The sequence below is a fragment of the Streptococcus sp. DAT741 genome (assembly GCF_009866825.1).
GTDB lineage: Bacteria > Bacillota > Bacilli > Lactobacillales > Streptococcaceae > Streptococcus > Streptococcus ruminantium.
Genome location: NZ_CP019557.1, coordinates 1,768,350 through 1,792,850, shown reverse-complemented (window position 1 = coordinate 1,792,850; position 24,501 = coordinate 1,768,350). Strand labels below are relative to the sequence as shown.

General features: G+C 40.4%; 24 protein-coding genes. 22 read left to right on the top strand and 2 right to left on the bottom strand.

Features of this window, described 5'->3' with window-relative positions; genetic code table 11:
- The first annotated feature begins 84 nt into the window (after positions 1 to 84).
- The 3 genes from BZG42_RS08485 to BZG42_RS08475 all read left to right on the top strand — a co-directional run bounded on the left by BZG42_RS08485 (position 85) and on the right by BZG42_RS08475 (position 2,405).
- A complete protein-coding gene (locus BZG42_RS08485) occupies positions 85 to 687 on the top strand; it encodes a nitroreductase family protein (RefSeq protein WP_155995740.1) in 603 nt (200 codons plus the stop codon).
- A 167-nt stretch (positions 688 to 854) separates the two neighbouring features.
- The gene (locus BZG42_RS08480; RefSeq protein ID WP_024531786.1) at positions 855 to 2,096 is read left to right on the top strand and encodes an aminopeptidase; all 1,242 of its coding nucleotides are present in this window, start codon (positions 855 to 857) and stop codon (positions 2,094 to 2,096) included.
- Between the two features lie 75 nt (positions 2,097 to 2,171).
- A complete protein-coding gene (locus tag BZG42_RS08475) occupies positions 2,172 to 2,405 on the top strand; it encodes a GlsB/YeaQ/YmgE family stress response membrane protein (RefSeq protein ID WP_024531785.1) in 234 nt (77 codons plus the stop codon).
- Between the two features lie 612 nt (positions 2,406 to 3,017).
- On the opposite strand, the gene def is transcribed toward BZG42_RS08475, so the two are convergent.
- Positions 3,018 to 3,632 (bottom strand): peptide deformylase, encoded by a 615-nt coding sequence (gene def, locus BZG42_RS08470; protein WP_120172239.1) that lies wholly within the window; start codon positions 3,630 to 3,632, stop codon positions 3,018 to 3,020.
- A 220-nt stretch (positions 3,633 to 3,852) separates the two neighbouring features.
- Here def and BZG42_RS08465 point away from each other — a divergent pair, with 220 nt between their 5' ends.
- The 17 genes from BZG42_RS08465 (at position 3,853) to BZG42_RS08385 (ending at position 21,383) form a co-directional block, all read left to right on the top strand.
- Complete coding sequence (locus BZG42_RS08465) at positions 3,853 to 5,022, top strand: MFS transporter (protein ID WP_155972418.1); 1,170 nt, start codon at positions 3,853 to 3,855, stop codon at positions 5,020 to 5,022.
- Between the two features lie 49 nt (positions 5,023 to 5,071).
- Positions 5,072 to 5,722 carry a GNAT family N-acetyltransferase gene (locus tag BZG42_RS08460; RefSeq protein ID WP_155972416.1) on the top strand — a complete coding sequence of 217 codons (651 nt, stop codon included), beginning with the start codon at positions 5,072 to 5,074 and terminating at the stop codon, positions 5,720 to 5,722.
- On the top strand, positions 5,713 to 6,441 hold the full coding sequence (locus BZG42_RS08455; protein WP_155995742.1) for a pseudouridine synthase: 729 nt from the start codon (positions 5,713 to 5,715) through the stop codon (positions 6,439 to 6,441). Before BZG42_RS08460 ends, BZG42_RS08455 begins: the two co-directional genes overlap by 10 nt.
- Before the next feature lie 262 nt (positions 6,442 to 6,703).
- Entirely contained in the window at positions 6,704 to 7,981 is a 1,278-nt protein-coding gene (locus BZG42_RS08450; protein ID WP_024531780.1) for a uracil-xanthine permease family protein, read from the top strand.
- A gap of 190 nt (positions 7,982 to 8,171) precedes the next feature.
- A complete protein-coding gene (rpsO, locus tag BZG42_RS08445) occupies positions 8,172 to 8,441 on the top strand; it encodes a 30S ribosomal protein S15 (protein WP_024391455.1) in 270 nt (89 codons plus the stop codon).
- A gap of 461 nt (positions 8,442 to 8,902) precedes the next feature.
- Positions 8,903 to 9,220 carry a hypothetical protein gene (locus tag BZG42_RS08440; RefSeq protein ID WP_155997278.1) on the top strand — a complete coding sequence of 106 codons (318 nt, stop codon included), beginning with the start codon at positions 8,903 to 8,905 and terminating at the stop codon, positions 9,218 to 9,220.
- A gap of 5 nt (positions 9,221 to 9,225) precedes the next feature.
- Positions 9,226 to 10,296 (top strand): lanthionine synthetase LanC family protein, encoded by a 1,071-nt coding sequence (locus BZG42_RS08435; RefSeq protein ID WP_155995744.1) that lies wholly within the window; start codon positions 9,226 to 9,228, stop codon positions 10,294 to 10,296.
- Entirely contained in the window at positions 10,262 to 11,878 is a 1,617-nt protein-coding gene (locus BZG42_RS08430) for an ATP-binding cassette domain-containing protein (RefSeq protein ID WP_159780120.1), read from the top strand. Before BZG42_RS08435 ends, BZG42_RS08430 begins: the two co-directional genes overlap by 35 nt.
- Positions 11,879 to 11,893: 15 nt before the next feature.
- Positions 11,894 to 12,769, top strand: a complete 876-nt coding sequence (locus BZG42_RS08425; protein WP_159780118.1) for a helix-turn-helix domain-containing protein — start codon at positions 11,894 to 11,896, stop codon at positions 12,767 to 12,769.
- A 626-nt stretch (positions 12,770 to 13,395) separates the two neighbouring features.
- Positions 13,396 to 15,612 carry a polyribonucleotide nucleotidyltransferase gene (gene pnp, locus BZG42_RS08420; protein ID WP_155962409.1) on the top strand — a complete coding sequence of 739 codons (2,217 nt, stop codon included), beginning with the start codon at positions 13,396 to 13,398 and terminating at the stop codon, positions 15,610 to 15,612.
- 323 nt (positions 15,613 to 15,935) lie between these two features.
- Complete coding sequence (gene cysE / locus BZG42_RS08415; protein ID WP_120172224.1) at positions 15,936 to 16,553, top strand: serine O-acetyltransferase; 618 nt, start codon at positions 15,936 to 15,938, stop codon at positions 16,551 to 16,553.
- An 18-nt stretch (positions 16,554 to 16,571) separates the two neighbouring features.
- Positions 16,572 to 17,345, top strand: coding sequence for a nucleoside phosphorylase (locus BZG42_RS08410; protein WP_155965270.1), 774 nt, complete (start codon positions 16,572 to 16,574; stop codon positions 17,343 to 17,345).
- Positions 17,339 to 17,524, top strand: a complete 186-nt coding sequence (locus tag BZG42_RS08405; protein ID WP_024531771.1) for a hypothetical protein — start codon at positions 17,339 to 17,341, stop codon at positions 17,522 to 17,524. Before BZG42_RS08410 ends, BZG42_RS08405 begins: the two co-directional genes overlap by 7 nt.
- A gap of 10 nt (positions 17,525 to 17,534) precedes the next feature.
- Positions 17,535 to 18,878 (top strand): cysteine--tRNA ligase, encoded by a 1,344-nt coding sequence (gene cysS / locus BZG42_RS08400; protein ID WP_120172221.1) that lies wholly within the window; start codon positions 17,535 to 17,537, stop codon positions 18,876 to 18,878.
- Positions 18,871 to 19,269, top strand: coding sequence for a Mini-ribonuclease 3 (locus tag BZG42_RS08395; protein WP_120172220.1), 399 nt, complete (start codon positions 18,871 to 18,873; stop codon positions 19,267 to 19,269). Before cysS ends, BZG42_RS08395 begins: the two co-directional genes overlap by 8 nt.
- Before the next feature lies 1 nt (position 19,270).
- The gene (locus BZG42_RS08390; protein ID WP_120172219.1) at positions 19,271 to 20,137 is read left to right on the top strand and encodes a helix-turn-helix domain-containing protein; all 867 of its coding nucleotides are present in this window, start codon (positions 19,271 to 19,273) and stop codon (positions 20,135 to 20,137) included.
- 115 nt (positions 20,138 to 20,252) lie between these two features.
- Positions 20,253 to 21,383, top strand: a complete 1,131-nt coding sequence (locus BZG42_RS08385) for an ABC transporter ATP-binding protein (protein ID WP_120172217.1) — start codon at positions 20,253 to 20,255, stop codon at positions 21,381 to 21,383.
- Positions 21,384 to 21,414: 31 nt separating this feature from the next.
- Here the strand turns inward: BZG42_RS08385 and BZG42_RS08380 are convergent, their stop codons facing one another.
- Positions 21,415 to 22,395: an aromatic acid exporter family protein gene (locus tag BZG42_RS08380; RefSeq protein WP_120172215.1), complete on the bottom strand. Its 981-nt coding sequence runs from the start codon at positions 22,393 to 22,395 to the stop codon at positions 21,415 to 21,417.
- A 78-nt stretch (positions 22,396 to 22,473) separates the two neighbouring features.
- Here BZG42_RS08380 and BZG42_RS08375 point away from each other — a divergent pair, with 78 nt between their 5' ends.
- Together BZG42_RS08375 and BZG42_RS08370 are read left to right on the top strand one after the other, a co-directional pair.
- On the top strand, positions 22,474 to 23,295 hold the full coding sequence (locus tag BZG42_RS08375; RefSeq protein ID WP_155995750.1) for a GIY-YIG nuclease family protein: 822 nt from the start codon (positions 22,474 to 22,476) through the stop codon (positions 23,293 to 23,295).
- Positions 23,295 to 24,410, top strand: a complete 1,116-nt coding sequence (locus BZG42_RS08370) for an SH3 domain-containing protein (protein WP_155995752.1) — start codon at positions 23,295 to 23,297, stop codon at positions 24,408 to 24,410. The genes BZG42_RS08375 and BZG42_RS08370 overlap by 1 nt, the downstream gene beginning before the upstream one ends.
- The last annotated feature ends 91 nt before the right edge of the window (positions 24,411 to 24,501 follow it).

Below are 24,501 nucleotides of genomic sequence, written 5' to 3'. Positions count from 1 at the left end.
ATTGACACTACTTAGTGATAATTGTATAATTTATATACAATCAAAAAATTACTAAGTAGTAATAAAAGGAAAAGAGGAAATCCTATGTCACATTTTGCAACTCTACAAGAAAATCGTCGTTCGATCTATACACTTGGTAAAGAATTGCCAGTATCAAATGAAGAAGTGGTAGCACTTGTTGAAAAAGCCATGAAGGAAGCACCATCAGCTTTCAACTCACAGTCAAGTCGAGCAGTTATTCTTTTTGGTGCTGAGTCGGATACTTTCTGGAATGAAATCGTCTATAGTGAATTAGAAAAGGTAACACTTGCAGAAGCATTTGAAGCAACGAAAGATCGTTTGGCTGGCTTTGCAGCTGGTGCTGGAACCATTTTATTCTTTGAGGACCAAGATGTGGTGAAAGGTTTACAGGAAAGTTTCCCGCTTTATGCTGAAAATTTCCCAATCTGGTCCGAACAAGCTCACGGTATCAATTTGTATGCAGTGTGGCTGGCGTTTGCAGAGAAGAATATGGGAATGAATGTGCAACATTATAATCCATTGGTTGATGCACAGGTCACTGAAAAATATGGGATTCCTGCAAGCTGGAAACTCCGTGCTCAGGCACCATTTGGTAGCATTGTTGCTCCAGCGGCAGATAAGGACTATATAGCAGATGGTGACCGTGTAAAAGTATTTGGCAACTAGCATGTTTTGACAATTATGTTTTTAATGGTGAGGCATCTTGATGACTCGATAACATTTGCAAACATATAGCTCCTTGCTCAACTTCCTCCTACTCGGGGAAGTTTTTTTACTTGTTCAATCTTAAAATATGGTATAATAATCTAGTATCATAGCCAAAGGAGAATATCATGGTATTACCTCATTTTAAAGAAAATCTAGCAAAATATGCAAAGCTCTTAGTATCGACTGGTATCAATGTACAACCGGGTCATACTGTCCAATTGACTATCAGTGTGGAACAGGCTGAATTAGCTCGTTTAATTGTGAAAGAAGCCTATGCCTACGGTGCAGCAGAAGTTCTTGTCAATTGGCAGGACGATGTCATTGCGCGTGAACGGTTGGTGAATGTTGATGTGGAATTATTGGAACAGGTACATCCACAGCGCATCACAGAGATGAACTACCTCTTGGAGCGTAAGGCTAGTCGTCTGGTTGTTTTGTCAGATGATCCAGGAGCCTACGATGGAGTTGAACCAGAAAAACTATCTCGCAACGCACGCGCTCTCAGTCAAGCCCTCAATCCGATGCGCCAGGCAACACAAGCCAATAAAGTCAGCTGGACTCTTGGTGCAGCTTCTGGCTTGGAATGGGCTAAGAAAGTCTTTCCTAATGCGACCTCTGATGAGGAAGCTGTAGATCTTCTTTGGGATCAAATCTTCAAGACATGCCGTATCTACGAAGAAGACCCCATCAAGGCTTGGGAAGAACATGAGGCGCGTTTGGTAGCCAAGGCCAAAGTCCTCAACGACGAGCAGTTCGTTAAGCTTCACTACACTGCGCCGGGCACAGATTTGACCCTAGGTATGCCGAAAAACCACTTGTGGGAAGCAGCTGGCTCTATCAATGCCCAAGGTGAGAAATTTATTGCTAATATGCCGACAGAAGAAGTTTTTACAGCACCAGATTATCGTGTAGCGGATGGTTATGTCACTTCTACTAAGCCACTCAGCTATAACGGAAATATCATTGAAGGGATTAAGGTAACCTTTAAAGATGGTGAAATCGTTGACGTATCGGCTGAAAAAGGTGATGAAGTCATGAAAAAATTAGTTTTTGATAACGCTGGTGCACGTGGTCTTGGCGAAGTAGCTCTTGTACCTGATAAGAGTCCAATCTCTCAGTCAGGCGTGACTTTCTTCAATACCCTCTTTGATGAAAATGCTTCAAATCACTTAGCAATCGGCTCTGCTTATGCTTTCTCTATTGAAGGTGGTACAGAAATGAGTCAAGAAGAGTTGAAAGAAGCAGGACTCAACCGCTCAGATGTCCACGTGGACTTTATGATCGGCTCAAATCAGATGAATATTGATGGTATCCGTGCAGACGGTACTCGTGTACCAATTTTCCGTGATGGTGAATGGGCTATCTAAGGGAAATGGATAGATTATGGCAAGTAGTATGAGGCTGGGGGAGCGGCCATCTTTTATGAAAGGAATGGTAATATTATGATTACAAGTATTATCGCAGGTGCTATTATTGGTCTCATTGCTGGAGCTATTACTTCCTCAGGTGACCGCCGAGGTTGTTTGGGAAATATTATCCTAGGATTGGCGGGCTCTTGGATTGGACAATTACTATTTGGTTATTGGGGACCACAACTGGCAGGTATGGCTTTAGTGCCCTCTGTTTTTGGCGCCATATTATTGATAGCGATTTTTGGTCGAAGTCGCAGCAGTTAGGAGCTGAAAAAGCACCATTAGTCTGGCAAGTGGTATCAGTAAAACAATTTCGGACAGAGAGACTGTTGAGAATCTCGTGATGTATTTGTCAGCATATCAATAGAAAATGGGTGGAATAACCCCCCCAGTAAACGACTCGAAAGGGTCGTTTTTTTTGTTGTAACAGTTCTATTGGAAAAGAATGGTGGATTTAGTCAGATTGATTCCCTTTGGGGAGTTTTCATGTGTTTAAGTAACAAAAGATTGTTTGAATCATTATTAAAATAATTATATGAAAAATATATTGAAGCGGTAGAAATTGTCCGGAAAGCAATAGTTGTATATGATTTAGAGGGAGATGACCTTTTAAAAAACTTAGCACAGTCTCTATTGATAGATCTATTAGAAAAGGAGTCAGTAACAAATGAAAAAGATAATGATTAAATATGGCTTATCATTGCTACTGTATGTTGTTTTATTTGGAGATAAAATTTCTCCTGTCATATTGCAATAAGAAAAGCGTGATTTTAGATAAACAAACGAATAAAAGACTTAAAGCCATGATTCTAGGAGTCAAGGTTTTAAGTCTTTTGTTTATTTAGCAAGCTGAATGTTTATGCAGTCAATTTTTGTTTATTTAATGACCAACATTCCCTCTTTCACTGCAAATGGGTGTTCGGGATCAATGCGGTCATAGAACATGACTCCGTTGAGATGATCAATTTCGTGTTGAACTACAATGGCATTGAAACCTCGGAGTTTGATACGGTGTTTGTTGCCATTTTTATCAAAATAATCTACTGTTACACGAGCATGGCGGACGACATAGCCTTGAACTTCACGATCAACAGATAGACATCCTTCTCCCCCTTCAATAGCTGCTTCCTGAACGGAGTGGGCTACGATTTTTGGATTATACATAACCTCTTGGAGGGAATAGGCTTGGGTAGGTGGATTCCCTTCCTCATCCTCCGGATTTGGGACTAAGACTGCGATGATACGCTTAGATACGTCAATTTGTGGCGCTGCCAGTCCAACACCTCCGCGAAGGTTCAGCTTTTCGGCCATGACAGGATCCTGCGAATGCTTGAGGAATTGCATCATTTTTTCTCCTAAAATGATTTCCTGATCGGAAAGGGGAAATTGGACTTCGGCAGCAATCTGACGGAGGGTCGGATGTCCCTCGCGAATAATATCGTCCATATCAATCAGATGGGATGGTTTTGTTAAGGTTTCAAGTACAGACATATTTCTCTCCTTTGGATTTATTTTTTAGATAAGTATAGCACGAAACAGGGGAGAATAAAAGCCATACTCTACACAGATTGAATACGGATCCTATAATTGACCAAACCTTTGGTAGATTGTTTTACTTGTTTGTTGATTTTTACTGGAGATTTTATCCATTCTGCCTCAAATCTGTTATACTAATAATGGATGAATAGACGAATCATGAAAAGGAGAAATCATGAAAAGGATTTTAGAAAAAATGAGCCTCTTGGCTCTGTCAACCATGTTGGTATCAACCTTTGCTGTCTCACCTGCCATACCTCAAATGATTGAGCATTTTGCTAAGGAGGGAATTTCTGCTGGGCAGGTAGAAAATTTGGTGACCATTACCTCTTTTGCTATCATGGTAACCCTCTTACTGAATGGTTTCATCGTTCGTATCCTGTCAGAACGAGCTATCATCATCATAGGACTTTTGTTAATGGCAACAGGTGGATCTATGCCTGTTCTTTTCTCAGCTTTCCCACTTGTTTTTCTCGCTAGAATTTTACTAGGCTTGGGAATTGGTTTGATCAATGCGCGTGCTATCAATATCATAGGGACCTTTTTTGCTGGAAAAGAACGAGTACAGATGATGGGGCTACGTGGTTCTGCAGAAGTTTTAGGAAGTGCTGGTTTAACCCTGCTGGTTGGTTGGCTGATTCAATTTGGTTGGCAACGTGCATTCATGGTCTATTTGTTTGCTATGGTGATTTTAGCTTTATTTGTGCTTTTTGTTCCACAAGAAGAGTTTGCTGCCCACAGCGAAATCAAACTTGAAGAGCCAGGGACAAAAATAAAATTGGATAGATACATGTGGCAACTGGGGATTATTTTAGCTTTTCTAGCTTTCTTTGTTATCAATGTCAATACCTTTTTAACCATCCGTATTCCGCAAATCGTTTTGGAAAAAGGGATAGGAACAGCCCAACAGGCTAGTTTGATTCTCAGTCTTATGCAGGTTATGGGAATTGTGGCTGGAACACTCTTTGGCTTTTTGATGGGGCGTTTAAAGGGGTGGTTACTGGCTGTATCTTATGCGATTTATGGTCTGGCTGTCATCGGTATTACAGTTGCTGGTAGCCTCTGGCTTCTAGGTCTAGGCAGTATGATTTCGGGTTTTTTCTATAGTATTATTTTAACGATTGTATTTAGTCAGGTAGCAGATCGTGTTCCTAAGTCTCTGCTTAATACCGTCATGACAATTGTTTTGATGGGATGTTGTACAGGCGGAGCGACCTCTGCAATTTTGCCTATTTATCTGGAAAAGCTCAATCCGACAACTACAGGAGCCTTTGGAATTTATGCCATCGGCTGTGCTCTGATTAGTGCTAGTTTATTTTACAAACAAGTTCAGTTGAGGAAGTAGGAGTCGTTTTCGACTCCTTTTGTTATAATAGGTGAAGAGGAGGTTTAGTATGTTAGAAAACAATCGGTTAAATGAGTTAATACTCCGATTTCCAGAAGATGTGCAGCTCATTTTTAAGAACATGATTTCTTCCTACCAATTAGGCTATGTGGATTATGTCTATCAAACGGATAACAATGCAACTCAGAATCGGCGCATTAAAAATCTGATAAAAAACTTCCGTAGAATGGACTATTTTTACATCATGCCCCTGCAGCAGGATCTGGCTTTAGAGATTGCCAATCAGTGGCGCTATGAAGCTCCCTATGATGTTTACAATGTCAGCGCCAATCCAGAAGCTTATGCGGAGCTGATCTCGCCAGAGGCACGTGAGAATTGCTTTTTTGCTGTTATCCGTAATGCTGCTCTCATGGGCTATTTTCGTCTGGAGTTAGTTGGAAGTTGCTTAGAGATTGGTCTTGGGATGAAACCATCCTTGACAGGTCAGGGAAATGGCAGAGCTTTTTATCAGGCCATTGAAGATTATATAAAAGAACAGTATGCCCCAGATAGCATCTGCCTAGCGGTGGCCAAATTCAATCAGCGGGCACAGGCTCTCTATCGAGCAGTCGGCTTTGTCGAAAAGAAACAGTTTCTTCAAACTGCTAATGGAAGTCAGTATGATTGTGTTAGAATGGAAAAGGATATGACATGCGATTAGATAAGTATTTGGTTGATTGTGGTGTTGGCAGTCGAACAGAAGTCAAGAAGATTTTAAAAAGTAAGCAGGTGATGGTCAACAATCAAGTGGAAACCTCACCCAAACACCAGATTGATGAGAAGGTGGATCAGATTATGGTAGCAGGTCAGGCCTTGACTCATGAAAATTTTGTTTATTACCTGCTCAACAAGCCAAAAGGAGTGGTTTCAGCAACAGAAGATAGTCATCACCGGACGGTTCTAGATCTGTTGGACGATACAGCCCATCATAAGGGTGTCTTTCCTGTTGGACGCTTGGATATTGATACGCACGGACTCCTATTCCTAACCAACAATGGACAGCTAGCCCATGCCATGCTGTCACCCAAAAAGCACGTGGATAAGTGCTATCGTGCAAAGGTGGATGGCATTATGGATCGGGTGGATGTAGATCGGTTTGCCGCTGGTCTGGCATTAAAAGATTTCACCTGTCAGCCAGCCCAGTTAGAAATTTTATCTACCGATGAAGAAAAAGGGATTTCACTGGTAGATATTACGATTAGAGAAGGAAAGTTTCATCAGATTAAACGCATGGTGCAGGCTTGTGGGAAAAAGGTAATAGACTTAGAACGTTTATCCATGGGCCCATTGACTTTGGATCCCAGTCTTGATCCTGGGCTTTACCGTAGATTAACTGAGGCAGAGTTGGCCAAATTAGAAGTATTTGGTGTGGAGCTGTGATGGGAAGTAAGGGGATTGATTGCAGAGCAGAATAAGGAATGGAGGAGAGATGTTGCTTCGCTCCCTATTTTTTACCGCTACTCAAACAAAAAAATATAAAACTTCTTGTCAAAGATTAGTTTTTTATGCTATAATATCAAAAGCGTAGGTTTTTAAACTCATCCCGTGAGGTGAGAAAGACAACAGGAAAATCAATTAAGGGCCTATGACTATGTATATTTAGAAAGTCTGGGTCTTTTTGTGTACCCAGAATGGGAGAATGATGAATACAAAAGCCAACCTTTTGTTTGATGTCCACGAGAAACCAGCTCCACTTCAAGGGATACTGCTTAGTTTCCAGCATGTATTTGCTATGTTTGGTGCAACGATTTTGGTGCCATTGATTTTGGGAATGCCGGTGTCGGTTGCCCTCTTTGCTTCAGGTATTGGAACCCTGATTTATCAAGTGGCAACGCAGTTTAAGGTGCCGGTTTACTTAGGTTCTTCCTTCGCCTATATTTCAGCCATGTCTTTAGCGATTAAGGAAATGGGAGGTGATATTTCGGCAGCTCAAACTGGTATTCTCTTTGTCGGTTTGATTTATGTGCTGATTGCGGCTCTTGTTAAGATGGTCGGTACTAGATGGATTGACACTCTTTTGCCGCCAATCGTTATTGGTCCCATGATTATTGTTATTGGTCTTGGACTCGCCAATTCAGCAGTTACTTCTGCTGGATTTGTGGCAGATGGAGATTGGAAAAAGGTGGTGGTTGCTATTGCGACCTTCCTAATCGCAGCATTTGTCAATACCAAAGGGAAAGGTTTTGCCAAGATTGTTCCTTTCTTGATTGCTATCATTGGTGGTTATATTCTTGCCCTTACGCTTGGTCTGGTTGATTTTGAGCCTGTTTTAAAAGCAGCTTGGTTTGAATTGCCGCGTTTCTATCTACCATTTAAAACCAGCATCTTTGACTCTTATCGCTTCTATTTTGGACCTGAGATGGTTGCTATTTTGCCAATTGCAGTCGTGACCGTTGCTGAACATATTGGTGACCATACTGTTCTTAGTCAAATTTGTGGACGTCAATTCTTGAAAGATCCAGGGCTCAGTCGTACCTTGATTGGCGATGGTGTAGCGACTGCTGTTTCAGCCTTTATCGGTGGTCCTGCTAATACGACTTACGGTGAAAATACGGGGGTTATTGGGATGACCCGCAATGCTTCTGTATCCGTTATTCGCAATGCTGCTATGATTGCTATTGCCTTTTCATTCTTAGGTAAATTTACTGCCCTCATCTCAACGATTCCAAGTGCAGTTCTTGGGGGTATGTCCATCTTACTTTACGGTGTTATTGCCTCAAATGGTTTGAAAGTGTTGATTGAAAGTCGTGTGGATTTTGGTCAGGTTCGGAATTTGATTATTGCAAGTTCTATGCTGGTATTGGGACTTGGCGGAGCTGTTTTGAATCTTGGTGCCATTAAGCTATCAGGTACGGCTCTCTCAGCGATTGTGGGAATTATTCTAAATCTAATCTTGCCAAGAGCTGAGAAAACGGAATAGCCGACTAACCGATTGGAGATGTCAAAAGTGAATTAGTCTTATCAGACTTTTGTTTGACACAATATTATTTGACAAAAGTCTCCTTCCTTGTTAAAATGAATAAGGTCCTAAAGGACAAATCTAGCTTTTTCTTGGTTGCAGGTCGCCAACCTGTCACTCGGATTAGGCTCAAATAAAAGGAGAATAGATCATGGCAATCTCAAAAGAGAAAAAAAATGAAATCATGGCGCAGTATGCTCGTCATGAAGGCGACACTGGTTCAGTTGAGGTACAAGTAGCTGTACTTACTTGGGAAATCAACCACCTTAACGACCATATTAAGCAACATAAAAAAGACCATGCAACTTATCGTGGTTTGATGAAAAAAATCGGTCGTCGTCGTAACTTGTTGGCATACCTACGCCGCACAGATGTTAACCGTTACCGTGAATTGATCAATTCACTTGGATTGCGTCGTTAAGATAGGTATAAAGCCCGTCAAAAACGACTGAAAAATAGAGAACTGCCAATGTCTTCGGATATTGGCAGTTCTTCTTTTTTCTGGGTTTTAGGTTGTGTTCAACTGCTCAAGATGTGAGGACGCAGCTCGTATCAATTATTCAGCAAGAACTTATGTCGGGTTCTTACTCAATCTGTAATGCGAATCTTTGATAGTGGATGGGGTTGTTGGGATAAAAGGCATATAGAAACAAAATATAACTTGATAATATCAATAAAATTATAAAAAACAAAAAAAAAGTAATTGACTTTTTAAAATAAGTATATTATAATGTATTCAGTTGATTAGCTAAAACATTTTAGAAAGACTAACTATTAAAAGTCAATAGGTAAAATGAAAAAAATATAAGTAATGATATTGATAAAAACTGAATAAAAATAAACATGAAAAAACACCCTAAAGCTTACATTATAGGGATATGTATGATGTTTCCAATACAAAATATGTTTGAATTTAATCGTACCAATATTTTCAAAAGTATTCAGTATTTAAAAAATAGAATTAATAATAAGTATGCTCAAAAAATGCTGGATCAAATAGAAAAGCATATTAAAACAATTGATGATATAACAAATGTATGTGAAGATTATCCTGATGATATCAGTCAGCAGTTAGATCAGATATTGAAATGTATACTGCAAAGTTATGCTGTTTTAGAAGTGGACCATAAAAAAATTTTTTTCCAGCGGGTCCACAAGTTTATAATACAAATCCCTATAGTATTGCTCATGGTGGGCTAGGTGTTTTGTATTCTCTACGACGAATTTCTGATGAAAAAGAAGGAACAATATTAAACGAAATACAAAATATTAGTAACAATATTATTAATACTACATATGGGGTGTTATTTGATGCTTGTATTGATATTTCAAGTGGATTAATGATTGGAGAATTGAGTTTTGCATACTTTCTCATGTGTGAGAACAAAATATTAAAAGCATGGAATATTTTTAATAGAAGTTTCAAAACATTAAAAAATAGTAATAATACGGGGATATATTATGGTATTTCTGGATTTGTTATTTTAGGAGCATACTTTGGATTTGAGGGATGTTCCGAAACAATACTTTTAGAGTTACAAGAATGGTTGCTGGAAAGACGGTTAGAAACAGATGTAGTAGGATTGTATGAGGGGGAATCTGGTGTTGCTTTGGTCTACTTGGTGATGTATATGGTTACAAACGATAGACGTTATTTAGATATTGGGGAGAGCCATGTAGCAAATATTTTGACGTATGTATATGAAAACTCACATGGAAACCTCACTGTAGACCGAGTTGGGAAAAATAATTCTGGAAAGAGGATTGAGTCTCCGTTCTTATACAATGGTTTGTCGGATATCGGGTATTTGTTGCTTTACTATTATAAAGTGACTAAAAATGTCGAATACTCAAACATGTTAAACAATATCTGTTTGAGTTTAGATTATGATATCCACTATTTTGCTACTCTGATGCGTGGATTGGCAGGGATAACTGATTTATTAATTACTTGTTTACAAGAAGGAGTATTGTGTGATGAAGTCTCAGAAAGAACATCAAAAGTAGTTGATCAGCAAATCAAGACTTTGAATCTTTTTGAACAGAGAGACGGGAGTGAGATATTATTTGGATTTTTAGGTGAAGGAAATTTAAAAATTTCCCATGATTTACATTCAGGTAGTAGTGGAATAGCGCTCGTCTTATATAGATACGTAAAGTATAAGCAAGGTGTGCAAACAGCACCCTCAGAGTTTGCTTTATATTTACTTGATGAAATCTTTAGAAAATGGAGAACGGGTTATGAGATTAAAACAGGTATGGAGAATATTGCCTAAGTTTAAAATATGTTTACTCTTGCTTGCATTGGTAGGAGCGAGTTTTGACGGTATTATTATGTCTCAGGTTATTTCGAGAGTTAGTAAATTTAGCTCGGAATCAACTGTAAAAGATATTTTACTATTCGCTGGTTGCAGTATATTGTTCTATTTATTGATTCAATTATCAGATTTATTTGTTTCAATAATAAAAAACGATTTACTAAAAAATCTGCATAAAAAGTATAAGATGGAGCTGTTAAACTATCTTGGAAATAAGGGAAATGCATTAGACGTTACAGAGTCTCTTGCGGTATTAACAGTAGATTTAAAATTAGTAGAAGATAAATATTTTTCCGTTCTTTTTGATTGCTTATACTACAGTCTTTTAGGGGCAGTTTCATTGATATATCTTGTCTATCTAAGTCCTGCAATTTCTGTATTATTTATTATTTTCTCATTTCTTCCAATGTTGCCAGCAATACTATTTAGCAAATATCTAGGAACTGCAACAGAGAACTTTACTAAGTCGAATGAGAAATTTATTCGTAGCATAAAAGATATTTTTCAAGGTTTTTCGGTTCTATGGACATACGGTGCGAATCGTAAGTTTTTAGGGATGGCTGAGACAACTGTCAATGACTTAGAAAATAGTAATGAGGCATTAAATAATAAACACAGCATAGTTAACCTTGTTTCTTCCATGCTATCGTGGTTAAGTTATATTGTTCCAATAACTGTAGCTCTAGTATTTGTAACCCAAGGGAAGCTAGATGCTAGTATTGTTATCGCTTTATTTTTAGCCAGTGACCGTGTTATCTATCCATTTAGAAATGTTTCGAACTATTTACGGATGATACAATCAACGGAGCAGACTCGAAAAAAATTAGAGAAAATGTTACAGGATTCTCAGCAACAGGAAGTGTCTGAAAATCATATTGATGAATCAATATTGACGCCTGAGATTCAATTTTCAGGTGTTGCAATTGGACACGGAATGCCTATTATAAAAAAATTTAATGCTACAGTTCCATATGGTCGAAAAATACTCATTAGAGGAGCCTCAGGAAGCGGCAAGACGACCTTACTAGATAGCATACAGGGGGTACTTCAGCCATTGGAGGGGGAGATTTCTGTATTAGATCGTCAGAAGAAAATAAACAATCCTAGCAATCAAATGGCTAGAATACAGCAATCTCCCTACTATTTTGAGGCAAGTTTAAAAGAGAATCTCCTAATGGCACTGGAATCAGTCCGTGAGGAGGAGTTGTTAGCCTTGCTTTCAGCACTAGGGTTGGTAGAAGAGCTAGGTGAAGATTGTTTAGAGAAATATTATGGTGAAAATGGGGCGCAGTTATCAGGAGGACAAAAACAACGTATTGAGATTGCCAGAGCCCTTCTTCATAATAAGAAAATCTTATTAATTGATGAGGGAACGTCAGCAATTGATAAAAAGTCTTCGACTCTCATTCGTAACAAACTTGCCCAATTACCAATTACAATCTTTGAGGTTGCTCATCATTATACAGAGTCGGACTTAAGCCTATACGATGAAATATGGGAAATTCAACCGAATAGTGGTACAATAGAGAAAATACTATGAATTGGAATGTGAATCGTGAAAGAAAAGATTGCTAGTCTTATTAAGCGGACTCGTTTGGAGAAGGGATTTAGTCAAAAAGAACTGTCTGAGGGTATTTGTGCTCAGGCCGTTATTAGTAAAATTGAAAAAGCCGAGGTTTCTCCCTCAGTCGAATTATTTTTTAAACTTGTCAAAAAATTAGACATTGATTCTAGTGTGATATTGGAATTGTTTCAGCTAAAGAAGAGTACAGAAGAATCTATTCTTACGGATGAATTGAGATCTATTCTTTACCGAAGAGAGTATGATACATTAGAATATTTTTTACAGTTTATTTCAAAAGATTCTGTACCTTCGAATCAAAGTCCCTATATACGATATCTTAACGGGGTATTGTTGTTTGGAAAATATAAAAAAACAAACGAGGCATTAGAAATTTTGGAAGAGTTGCTGCCTACTTTGGTTGAAAACTCTAATCTATTTTTACGAGTTGGGATTGCCATTGCGGGGATATATTCTGAGTTAGAAGATTATACAGCATCAATGAACCAGTATGAAAGTCTCATTCATCACTATAATGAATCAAATGCCTGGGAGCTGAAAGTATTATTTCAATACGGATATTCTAGAATTTTGTACCTGTGTAACAGCTTTGAAAAGGCATTAATTTATAATGCTGAATCACTAGAATTGCTAAGGAGTCGAAATACTTTATTTATGCTAGGTAATACTTTATTAATGAGAGCCAATATATTAGCGAAGCGCTCTATTATTTCAGAAGCGATTGATATGGTCAAAAAAGCAATAGTTGTTTATGACTTAGAAGGTGATGAACTTTTAAAAAATTTAGCTCAATCATTCTTTATAGATTTAATGGAAAAGGAGCCGAAAGATGAAGAAGAAATTAATTAAATTTAGTTTGTTATTGTTTACATATGTGATTTTATTTGGAGATAAAATTCCTCCAGTAATACTAAGTTGATATTGAAAATCAGTTTAGATTATCATAAAACACCTAAATCCCTCAAAATGAACGGCAGGAAGTAGGTGTTTTTTGATTAACTTAAAAAATTGAAAAATATCACTGGTTCAGAATTTTTAGACTGCATCACCTATTCATTTTAGGTTGTGTTTTTATGTATGCTGTTCTTCATTCGTTTTTCATCGGTTTTTATCATAAATTCCTTCCTCATTTCCCCACATTTTTCATCAAATATGATAAAATAAAGAGTATGCGTGGTTTTGTGCAAAGCTGAATCCGATAGGGGTATTGGGTTGAACTTTGTGGAAAACACGTATTCCTCTGCAAAAATCAAATTCATACGGTAAGAACTCAATTTGGTAAACTCTGTTTGCACAGTACTTTAGTTTGTCTTCCTATCAGTTGGCTATGGTATCGGTAGGGCTACCTTTTGGCATAAGTTAAATTTTTAACGATTCCCACTGCTGTTAAAACTCAAAATAGAAGTGCATTTCTGCGTTTTTTCTTGTTTGAAGTTTGATTTTTATTGAGCAAAATAAATATCAGGAGACAATTTATGTCAAAACAAGTATTTGAAACGGTTTTTGCTGGCAAGAAGTTGGTTGTTGAAACAGGTCAAGTTGCCAAACAGGCCAACGGTGCAGTTGTCGTTCGCTATGGCGACTCAACAGTTCTCACTGCAGCGGTTATGTCCAAAAAAATGGCAACGGGAGACTTCTTTCCGCTCCAAGTCAACTACGAAGAAAAGATGTATGCTGCTGGGAAGTTTCCAGGTGGTTGGATGAAGCGTGAAGGCCGACCATCAACAGATGCGACCCTAACTGCACGTCTGATTGACCGTCCAATCCGTCCAATGTTCGCTGAAGGCTTCCGCAATGAAGTGCAAGTAATCAATACGGTTCTTTCTTATGATCCAGATGCATCTGCTCCTATGGCAGCCATGTTTGGTAGTTCCTTGGCTCTTGCTATCTCAGATATTCCCTTCAATGGACCAATCGCAGGTGTTCAGGTTGGCTATGTAAACAGTGAATTTATCATCAATCCAGATAAGGCACAGATGGAAGAGTCCTTGCTTGATCTGACAGTGGCCGGTAATAAGGATGCTATCAACATGGTAGAGTCAGGTGCCAAAGAATTGTCAGAGGACATCATGCTTGAGGCTCTGCTCAAGGGCCATGCAGCCATTCAAGAATTGCTAGACTTCCAAAACCAAATCGTAGCGGCAGTGGGTAAGGAAAAAGCAGATGTTGAGTTGTTGCAAGTTGATCCCGACTTGCAGGCGGAGATCGTGGCAATTTATAATGATGATTTGAAAAAAGCGGTGCAGGTTGAAGAAAAACTAGCCCGCGAAGATGCAACCAATGCAGTTCGTGAAGCAGTCATCACAGCCTACGAAGAAAAATACGCTGAACACGAAGAGTTTGACCGCATCATGCGCGATGTTCACGAAATCTTAGAACTCATGGAGCACGCAGAAGTGCGTCGTTTGATCACAGAGGACAAGGTTCGTCCGGATGGCCGCCGCGTAGATGAAATTCGCCCGCTTGATGCAGAGGTAGATTTTTTACCAAATGTTCATGGATCAGGTCTTTTCACTCGTGGCCAAACACAAGCACTTTCTGTTTTAACGTTGGCACCGATGGGTGAAACCCAAATCATTGATGGTTTGGATGATGAATACAAGAAGCGTTTCTTGCACCACTACAACTTCCCGCAATACTCCGTTGGTTCAACCGGTCGTTATGGTGCACCAGGTCGTCGTGAAATCGGTCATGGTGCCCTTGGGGAGCGTGCTCTTGAGCAAGTTTTGCCAAGTTTAGAGGAGTTTCCTTATGCTATCCGTTTGGTCGCTGAGGTTCTGGAATCGAATGGTTCATCATCGCAAGCTTCTATCACGGCTGGGACACTTGCCCTTATGGCGGGTGGTGTACCGATTAAGGCACCGGTTGCAGGAATTGCCATGGGCTTGATTTCAGATGGCACCAATTATACTGTTTTGACAGATATTCAAGGTCTTGAGGACCATTTCGGAGATATGGACTTTAAGGTGGCAGGGACTCGTGAGGGGATTACAGCCCTTCAAATGGATATAAAGATTGATGGCATCACACCGCAAATCTTGGAAGAAGCACTTGCACAAGCCAAGAAAGCTCGTTTTGAGATTCTTGATGTCATCGAAGCAACTATTCCAGAGGTTCGTCCTGATTTGGCACCGACAGCACCGAAGATCGATACCATCAAGATTGATGTTGATAAGATTAAGATTGTTATTGGTAAGGGTGGTGAGACCATCGACAAGATCATTGCAGAGACTGGCGTAAAAATTGATATTGATGAAGACGGTCTTGTAGCAATCTTCTCACCAGACCGTGAAGCGATTGAGCGTACGAAAGAGATTATTTCAGGTCTTGTTCGTGAGGCTAAGGTGGATGAAGTATATCAAGCGAAAGTTGTTCGTCTAGAGAAGTTCGGTGCCTTTGTTAACCTCTTTGACAAGACGGATGCTTTGGTGCATGTTTCTGAAATGGCTTGGACTCGTGTCAACAAACCCGAAGATTTGGTAGAAATCGGTGATGTCGTTGATGTCAAGGTTATCAAGATTGATGATAAGGGACGTGTAGATGCTTCTATGAAGGCTCTTCTTCCAAGACCAGAAGGTTGCACAGAAGAAAAGCGGGAACGTTCAGACAAGCCACGTCGTCACAAGGAACACAAAGATAAAAAAGACGGTAATTTTGGGGAGTTTAAGTTCCACAAGGTGGAGAAAAAGTAGTGATAGACTGCTCAAACGATCCAGCAGTTGATAAAGGTTAGAATAAACACAAATACGGTGTAGTTATAGTGCTGTTGCTGAAATGAAAAGGGTCTGTGAGACTTGTTTCGCAATCTCTATTTTCACGATAGTAGTATCTAACTGCTAAAGGGATAAGCTACTATGTCAGACAGTTTCAGAGAATAAAAATAGAGGACTGGACGTTATGCCCAGCCTCTTTCCGTAGTAGACCATTCTTTGAAAATTGCAGTCTCACAGTTTTCTCGCTGTCTGGTTGAGTGTCTATTTTCTCGGAATGCGTTAGGAAAGGAAGGAGTTACGACATGGGATGGTGGAAAGACACCATTGAGATTGTAAAAGAAAAAGATCCGGCAGCACGAACCAGTCTGGAAGTCCTTTTGACCTACCCTGGCGTTAAGGCTCTAGCTGCCCATCGTTTCTCTCATTTTATGTGGGGAAAGGGCTTTAAGTTATTGGCCCGTATGCATAGTCAATTTTGGCGTTTTTGGACCAATATTGAAATTCATCCTGGAGCTAGTATCGAAGCGGGGGTTTTCATTGATCATGGAGCTGGTCTAGTGATTGGAGAAACTGCTGTTATAGAGTCGGGCGCTATGCTTTATCATGGAGTGACCTTGGGTGGGACTGGTAAGGATTGTGGTAAACGTCATCCTACCGTTCGCAAGGGAGCACTAATTTCTGCTCATGCTCAGATTATTGGTCCTATTGAAATTGGTGAAAATGCCAAGGTCGGAGCGGCAGCTGTTGTTTTAGCAGATGTTCCGGCAAATGTGACAGTGGTTGGTATGCCAGCCAAAATTGTCCGCGTCCATGGAAGAAAAGATGAGAAGGTCATTCATGATATGGAAGACGGTCGGGAACACTATACGACCAAGTTAGCTGAGTTGAAAGAAGCTAGCCACCATTCCTCGCATTTATAAGATAAACAAGGGAAAATGATGTTACTAGAAGAATTTGAAACCGGTACTGCTGTCATTGAACCGACAGATCATTCCATTCGTGGAGGAGGGGAGGTCTGCGATACGTTGATTCTTTCCTTTAATGGTGAGGTGATCGAGAGAATTACAAAGCTAAAAGATGTGCGTGAGGGCGGTGCTCTTTATAATCTCAATGGTCGTTTGCCTTGGTATATCTATGAAGCCGAGGGGATTCAGGTAGGAGTCATGTTAGCACCGATTGGGGCATCTATGATTGTCGGAAACTTAGAAGAGTTGAAAGCCAAGGGCTTTAGGAAATTTATTATTTTGGGGACTTGCGGTGTATTGGACAAATCTATCCCAGCGGATAAGATTATCCTACCTTGCTCTGCTCTGAGAGATGAGGGAACCAGCTATCATTATGCTTCGGCTAGTGACGAAATCAGCTATGACCCGGCTCTGCTATTGACCATGGAAAAGGCCTTGGATCAAGTGGGAATCGAGCATGTGCGGGCCAAGACCTGGACGACGGACGCTTTCTATCGGGAAACGGCTGCCAAGGTCAAACGCCGCCTAGCCGCTGGTGCCATGGTGGTCGATATGGAAGCTTCTGCCATCATGGCTTGGGCGAATTTTCGTCAGGCTGAGGTTTATCAATTTTTCTACACGGCAGACTATGTGGATCACCACAAAAATGAGTGGGATGTGCGGTGGGATAAACGTCAGGAAGATTGCATGGTCTTCTTTGAGGTTGCTATGGCCATTGCTAAAAAGTTAGAAAGTAGATCATGTTAAAAGAACTATTGCAAAAGAATTGGCCCTATGTGCTGACATCAATAGCAGGTGTCATCATGTTATCTGTAAAATTTTCACAAGGTAAGTGGCAGTTGGGAATGATTTGGTTGGTAGCAACGACCTATTGGCTAGTAAAACTTTATCAAAAGTACCAATTTTTAAAAAATGCCCAGAGATAATGGAGAATCTATGATTAGAATTTACGATACCATGACTCGCAGTTTGCGTGAGTTTGTGCCCTTGGAAGAAGGCAAGGTCAAGATGTATGTCTGTGGTCCAACAGTTTACAACTATATCCATATTGGCAATGCTCGTAGTGTGGTGGCTTTTGATACTATTCGGCGTTATTTTGAGTACTGTGGTTATGAGGTGATGTACGTTTCCAATTTCACAGATGTGGACGATAAAATTATCAAAGCTGCCAATGAAGCTGGTATGACAACCAAAGAATTGTCTGATCGGTTTATTGCAGCCTTCAAAGAAGATGTAGCTAGCTTGGGTGTTAAACCTGCAACAAACAATCCACGTGTTATTGATTACATGGATGAGATTATTGATTTTGTGCAAGTCTTGATGGACAAGGGCTATGCTTATGAGGCGGCTGGTGATGTCTATTTCCGGGTGAAAAGAGCTGAAAACTATGCTCGTCTAGCTAATAAAACCTTGTCGGACCTTGAGGCCGGTGCTTCTGGTCGGGTTGATGGGGAAGGTCAGCTCAAGGAGCATCCTTTTGACTTTGCTCTTTGGAAGTCAGCTAAGCCAGGTGAGGTTTCTTGGGAGAGTCCTTGGGGCGCTGGTCGCCCTGGTTGGCATATTGAGTGCTCGGTTATGGCGACAGAGATTTTGGGAGACACTATTGATATTCATGGTGGCGGTGCAGATTTGGAGTTTCCTCACCATACCAATGAAATTGCCCAATCAGAGTGTAAGACAGGTCAGACTTTTGCTAACTACTGGATGCACAATGCCATGCTCAATATCAATGATGAAAAAATGTCCAAGTCCTTAGGCAATTTTCTGACAGCACATGATATGTTGGAGCAAATTGACGGACAGATTCTGCGTTTCTTCCTATCCACTCAGCACTATCGTCGTCCACTTAACTATACTGAAAAGGCTATCCATGATGCGGAGGTAAATCTCAAGTATTTGAAAAACACCTACACTCAACCGGTATCAATGGTCACGGATGAAGCAGGTCTGAATCACTATTTGTCGGCTTTTGAGTCGGCAATGAATGATGACTTCAATGCGGCAAATGGTATTACAGTTGTCTTTGATTTTGCTAAGTGGATTAACTCTGGCAACTACGATGAAGCAGTCAAAGAAGCCTTTGGGAAGATGTTGGCAGTTTTCGGTATTGTCTTTGAAGAGGATGTCTTGGACAGCGAGATTGAGGTCTTGATTGCGGAGCGTCAAGCAGCTCGTGCTAATCGAGATTTTGCTACAGCTGACCGAATCCGTGATGAACTGGCATCTCAAGGTATCAAACTATTGGATACAAAAGATGGAGTGAGGTGGACACGTGACTAGTTCAGTAGATGTTAATCTCATCAATGGCATTGCTCTTGCTTTTGAGGGTGATGCGGTTTATGCCATGTATATTCGCAGGCATTTGATTTTCAAGGGCATAACCAAGCCTAATAAATTGCACAGCGAGGCCAACAAATACGTATCAGCTAAGGCGCAGGCAAGCCTAGTTTCAGCCCTCTTAGAGGCTCAGCTATTGACCGAAAAAGAGGAGGAAATCTATAAGCGAGGGCGCAATACCCACAGTCACACCAAAGCTAAGAATGCGGATGTGGTGACCTATCGCATGTCTACAGGCTTTGAGGCGGTTTTGGGCTACCTGCATATGACTGGGGAAATCGAGCGTCTAGAAGAGTTGGTGACTTGGTGTATTGAACGAGTGGAAAGGGGCTAGAATGTACGAAAAGGAGTTAGTTTCTTGGTTTCCAACTGCTCGAATCGTGGAAGAAGAATTGCCACAATCATCATGGCTTTCACTGGTTTTAGAAGATGGACGTTGTTTACAAGTTCCCAAAGAGGAGTTGACAGCAAGGGAACTATTCTTATTTGAGCTATTGACTGGTAAGACTAAACAAACTTCTTCTAACCCTTGGTTTCTTTATCTAAATCAAGGTGGGAAACTTCCTCAACCTTTGGGAGCTTTACAGGCTATTTATATCCATATTCCGGGTTCTAGTGATACAGAAGCGATTAAGACCTTGTTGGAGATGATGGGAGACTTGTTGACGAATCAAGTGACCGTTTTTCAGCAATCGAAGTGGGACTATGTCTTTGTTTTAGACCAGACCTTTAGGGTTGATGTTGAGGAGATTGTTCAATCAGTGCTCCCTGCTTTGGAATATGATTTGGGTTTGAAGTTGGCAGTATTTATCGGACAAATATGGCCGCAACAAATTGTGCAAGAATGGCCGCAGATTTTTCAAGCAGAAGTGAATTTGTTTACCGACTGGAAACATTCAGTCCATCAGTCGACCTTTTTACGCTTTAGTCAAGTATTCATCTTGGGTACGGGACAGGGCAGCAGGGGGAGACAGTACTTAAAATCGGTTTTACGTGGCTTGCTTCTAAGTCAGGATCAACTTGAGGAAACTATTTTGGCTCTTTGGTCCGAGGCTGCAGTGGTAACCAAGGCGGCCCAACGCCTCTATGTTCATCGCAATACCCTTCAATATCGTTTGGAAAAATGGCAAGATTTGACAGGCTTACAATTAAAAGAGCTGACCGATTTGACCATGTGTTACCAAGTGCTAATGGAACAATGATGCTGATCTTTTGTGCAAGATGTACAAAAGATTTTTTTCTTTTTGTTCACCCTGACCTAGAAAAATAAAACGCTTTCATATATAATGGAAGCATAAAAGAAAGCGAGGCCGGACTATGGTTCAACTGAATTTAAAGAATATCTATAAAAAATACCCAAATAGTGAGCATTACTCAGTAGAAAATTTCAATTTGGACATCAAGGATAAGGAATTTATCGTATTCGTAGGTCCTTCAGGATGTGGTAAGTCAACAACCCTTCGTATGATTGCTGGTCTGGAAGACATCACAGAAGGAGAAGCATACATTGATGGCGTATTGATGAACGATGTAGCACCAAAAGATCGCGATATTGCTATGGTTTTCCAGAACTATGCCCTTTATCCGCACATGACTGTATTTGATAATATGGCTTTCGGCCTTAAATTACGCAAGTACAGCAAGGACGAAATCAAAAAGCGTGTAGAAGAAGCAGCGCAAATCCTTGGTTTGACAGAATTCTTGCAACGTAAACCAGCGGATCTTTCTGGTGGTCAACGTCAACGTGTTGCTATGGGACGTGCTATCGTTCGTGATGCCAAGGTGTTCTTGATGGACGAACCTTTATCAAACTTGGATGCCAAACTTCGTGTATCTATGCGTACAGAAATCGCTAAAATTCACCGTCGTATTGGCGCAACAACTATCTACGTAACCCACGATCAGACAGAAGCAATGACCTTGGCAGACCGCATCGTTATCATGTCTGCAACTAAGAATGATGCAGGTACAGGTACGATTGGTCGGATTGAGCAAATTGGTAGCCCAGAAGAATTGTACAATAAGCCGGTTAACAAGTTTGTCGCTAGCTTTATTGGTAGCCCTGCTATGAACTTCTTCACAGTTACACTTCAAGATGGTGTTCTTGTGGGAGATGGCTTCAAGGTTGATCTTCCAGAGGGACGCCGCAAACACTTGGAAGAAAAAGGCTACAATGGTAAATCATTTACACTTGGTATTCGTCCGGAAGACATCAAGGCTTCTCAGTTGGAATTGGATACTTTCCCAAGTTCTATCGTTGAGGCAGAAGTTGTCGTTTCAGAGCTTCTTGGTGCAGAAACTATGCTCTATTCTAAGGTTGGTGATACAGAATTTGTTTCTCGTGTTGATGCGCGTGATTACCATAATCCAGGTGATAAAGTTCGTTTGACCTTCAACCTCAATAAGGCACATTTCTTTGATGATGACACAGATCAAGCGATTGTCTAATCTTGTTCATAAAACACCTAAGACCCGCCAGTCATACTGATGGGTCTTTTTCATCTTCTTTTGAGTAGGTTTGGTAAAATTCGACCTTAAGTCGAATAAAAGCTTCCATGTCATGTAGGAGTTGGAAGAGGGTTGCTCTGGTCTCGAATTCTTCTCTGGTCTGTGGGAGCGGTCGCTCGCGGAAGGTAGTATGAAAGAGTTCAATGTCCAGTAAAAGTTCCTTGGCTGAATTTTCTCGACTAAGTTGCTGGGCTACTCGCTCAAACAGACTAGCTAAAATAATATTTTCTCGACCTTCCAGTAAGCATTTGTTAATATTTCCTGCCATGGTACGCAGGATTTTATTTTGGGCGGCACGCATTTCAAAATAATGGACCTGATAGTTGGTTTGCTGAAAAAGTTGGTTATGGCGGTCTAGGTAGACGACTTTCAAGGCTTTTTCAAGAGTCAGGTCTAACTGGTTGATGAGCTGTGCTTCATTACGACCATCACCATTTAGTAAGAAGGATTCAAAACGTAGGAGAATCTGTTTGAGCAGGTCTTCCACCTGCGCGTGATAGGCCTCAATATTCTGTTCTTGTGAAGGCATATAGAGGTTGTTGAATAAGAGGGCTAGTCCTGTTCCAAGTAGAAAAAGTGCTAGTTCATTGCCTAAAAAAGAAAAGGATATATTTTGCTCTAGTAGGAGATGGGCGGCAAGGACGGTTGAAGGTGCAATGCCTGCTTCCCAGCCGAAATGATAAGCGATAGGAACATAGAATGCTAGATAGATAGTGAGAGTCCAGATGTCAAACCCAAACAATACAAAGGTCAGAGAAGCTATTGTTAGCGCTAAAAGGGTGGAAAAGAGACGATTGCATGCCATTTTGAAACTAGATTTTCGGGTATCTAAAACACTCAAAATTGCGATAATCCCAGCCGATGTCGCATAGGCTAATCCCAGCCAATCTGCAAGGTAGATGGCTAAGACAGTTGCCAGTATCAGTTTTATGGTTCGTTGAAAAATGGGCATAGTAATCTCCTTTTCTTTCATTGTATCATAGAAGCAAAAAAGCTTAAACTATTGGTAAAGAAAGTTGAGGAGCGAGAGATGATTCGTTTGCAAGATTTGCTACAATTTTCAGAAGAAAAACTGCCACGCGTTAAGGTCAAGTTTAATAACTGGACTGGGGAAAATCCGCTACAAAACTACCTATCTGACCCTGAAACGGTAGATAACTTCAATCTATTCTGGCGAAATAAAAATCGAAATTACTCGGTTGGCGACATTGCTATTAACCTCATTCAGATGGGACACGATAAGTGGCTTTTGACCACGATTAAACGTGTTACCAAGGAACTTGGTGTGACCTTTGGTCAAAACTATACGGGGGAGGTTTTAGAGGAATATTCTCCTTATTTTGCTCGTTTGATTTTGCATTGCAAGCGTCCCGGACGTGCTTCTGTTTTTAGCTTCCAAACGGTGATAGATCATTTAGAGGTGCATCAACTCTTACCTGAAGTCTATGGGAGTGAGGAATTTCCTGGTTATGATAATATCTGCCTAACTTATCAACAATTGGAATCCATCTTACGCTTGGGAAAAAAGGATTGGTTGACTGCTCTGACCAATCAAAAGGCTGTTTATCTTATTACTGATACCTATACAGGGAAACTTTATGTAGGTTCAGCGACCAGTGATTATGGCATGCTTTTGTCTCGCTGGCAATCTTATATTCAAAACGGTCACGGTGGCAATAAGGAATTACTTGCCTTGGTGAATAGGGAAGGGTTTGACTATGTCAAAAAGTATTTCCAGTATAGTGTGCTAGAAAATTACAATGCTAAGATAGACGATAAGTGTGTCCTTGGGAGAGAAACTTATTGGAAACAAGTTTTGAAGACAAGAGAATTTGGCTATAATGAGAATTGATGTGGTTTGTGATGAATAACAATAACTGGATACGAGATTTTGAAAGAAAACAATTTGAAGAGCAAATGGCTAATGAATCTCGACGGCAAAATGATTTGTTAGCTCTTCAAATTGCCAATCAAGAGCGACAGCGTAAAAAAGAAGAGGAAAAGTCTTACAAGGATAAAATTGATCGCTTGCGTTTAGCCTTGGCACAGGCTTCTGACAGTCATCAGCAGGAACAAATCCAAATCCTTTTAGATGAAGCACAAGCAGATTATGAGGGCTATTTGGAAAGGAAAAGAAAATCTGAGAGAATAGGCCGAGTCATCTCAATTGTTTTATTGTTAATCATGATTCCTTTGCTTTTCTTGATGTTTAAGGAAATATTTGGTGGTCAGAATAACAGACAGAAGAGCGGAACTAGTACCGTTCAAACAGTATTAAAGGCTGGTGAAGAAGATGGAACTTTTGGTGCATCTGCTCAATCTGCTGTCTTATCGTCAAGCGATGATAGGTCAGCGTTATCTATGAGTGAACCTGTGCCATCAAGTTCTTCATCAGCATTACCAGCACCTTATGCTAATACCGAGCATACTAACTCAACTGAATTTACAGTTGATGTCACAGTCACTGACCTCAATATTCGTCAAAGTCCTAGTCTGTCTGCTCCAGTTGTACGTTTAATTCCTAAAGGGCGTTACACAATCACAGCAACCCGGAAGGTTGATGGACAACTTTGGGGTAAGCTAAAATCAGGTGAAGGTTGGATTGCTCTAAACATAGTTGGGGGAAGCGTAGTCGCTCATGGAGAAAATGTATCAGGAGTAGCTGGTCAAGCTAACCAACGGATTGATACAAAAAATCTGACGACTGAGCAGGTGAAAAAATGGGTTGCGACTGTCTTTATGAGAACAAAGGGGAACAGCAAAAAATATGTAAGGACGGATTTGGTAATCGCTGTTCAAATGGCAGAAGATGGCTTAGTTTATGCCAATATTACTATTCCCAGTGATCCTAATTTTAATGCTGAAAAAGTTGGACAGTATCGAATCAATGGAGACGGTCACCTGGAGCATGCTCAATTTGATCATAAACTGATTTGGGAGCCTGTTTCCGAGGAATATACAGAATAATGATCATCCAAGCAGTAGTTCAAGCTGTTGACAATTTAGTGTAACCGCTGACTAATCATCAGGAAAGAGTAGTAAGTTTAGCTACTCTCTC

Coding starts and splice junctions, on each gene's coding strand:
- BZG42_RS08370 (WP_155995752.1), top strand. CDS start 23,295: ATGTGGTTTGTGATGAATAACAATAACTGGATACGAGATTTTGAAAGA.
- BZG42_RS08440 (WP_155997278.1), top strand. CDS start 8,903: ATGATGTTTCCAATACAAAATATGTTTGAATTTAATCGTACCAATATT.
- BZG42_RS08455 (WP_155995742.1), top strand. CDS start 5,713: ATGCGATTAGATAAGTATTTGGTTGATTGTGGTGTTGGCAGTCGAACA.
- pnp (WP_155962409.1), top strand. CDS start 13,396: ATGTCAAAACAAGTATTTGAAACGGTTTTTGCTGGCAAGAAGTTGGTT.
- BZG42_RS08405 (WP_024531771.1), top strand. CDS start 17,339: ATGTTAAAAGAACTATTGCAAAAGAATTGGCCCTATGTGCTGACATCA.
- def (WP_120172239.1), bottom strand. CDS start 3,632: ATGTCTGTACTTGAAACCTTAACAAAACCATCCCATCTGATTGATATG.
- BZG42_RS08450 (WP_024531780.1), top strand. CDS start 6,704: ATGAATACAAAAGCCAACCTTTTGTTTGATGTCCACGAGAAACCAGCT.
- cysE (WP_120172224.1), top strand. CDS start 15,936: ATGGGATGGTGGAAAGACACCATTGAGATTGTAAAAGAAAAAGATCCG.
- cysS (WP_120172221.1), top strand. CDS start 17,535: ATGATTAGAATTTACGATACCATGACTCGCAGTTTGCGTGAGTTTGTG.
- BZG42_RS08410 (WP_155965270.1), top strand. CDS start 16,572: ATGTTACTAGAAGAATTTGAAACCGGTACTGCTGTCATTGAACCGACA.
- BZG42_RS08460 (WP_155972416.1), top strand. CDS start 5,072: ATGTTAGAAAACAATCGGTTAAATGAGTTAATACTCCGATTTCCAGAA.
- rpsO (WP_024391455.1), top strand. CDS start 8,172: ATGGCAATCTCAAAAGAGAAAAAAAATGAAATCATGGCGCAGTATGCT.
- BZG42_RS08390 (WP_120172219.1), top strand. CDS start 19,271: ATGTACGAAAAGGAGTTAGTTTCTTGGTTTCCAACTGCTCGAATCGTG.
- BZG42_RS08375 (WP_155995750.1), top strand. CDS start 22,474: ATGATTCGTTTGCAAGATTTGCTACAATTTTCAGAAGAAAAACTGCCA.
- BZG42_RS08475 (WP_024531785.1), top strand. CDS start 2,172: ATGATTACAAGTATTATCGCAGGTGCTATTATTGGTCTCATTGCTGGA.
- BZG42_RS08480 (WP_024531786.1), top strand. CDS start 855: ATGGTATTACCTCATTTTAAAGAAAATCTAGCAAAATATGCAAAGCTC.
- BZG42_RS08465 (WP_155972418.1), top strand. CDS start 3,853: ATGAAAAGGATTTTAGAAAAAATGAGCCTCTTGGCTCTGTCAACCATG.
- BZG42_RS08430 (WP_159780120.1), top strand. CDS start 10,262: ATGAGATTAAAACAGGTATGGAGAATATTGCCTAAGTTTAAAATATGT.
- BZG42_RS08385 (WP_120172217.1), top strand. CDS start 20,253: ATGGTTCAACTGAATTTAAAGAATATCTATAAAAAATACCCAAATAGT.
- BZG42_RS08380 (WP_120172215.1), bottom strand. CDS start 22,395: ATGCCCATTTTTCAACGAACCATAAAACTGATACTGGCAACTGTCTTA.
- BZG42_RS08485 (WP_155995740.1), top strand. CDS start 85: ATGTCACATTTTGCAACTCTACAAGAAAATCGTCGTTCGATCTATACA.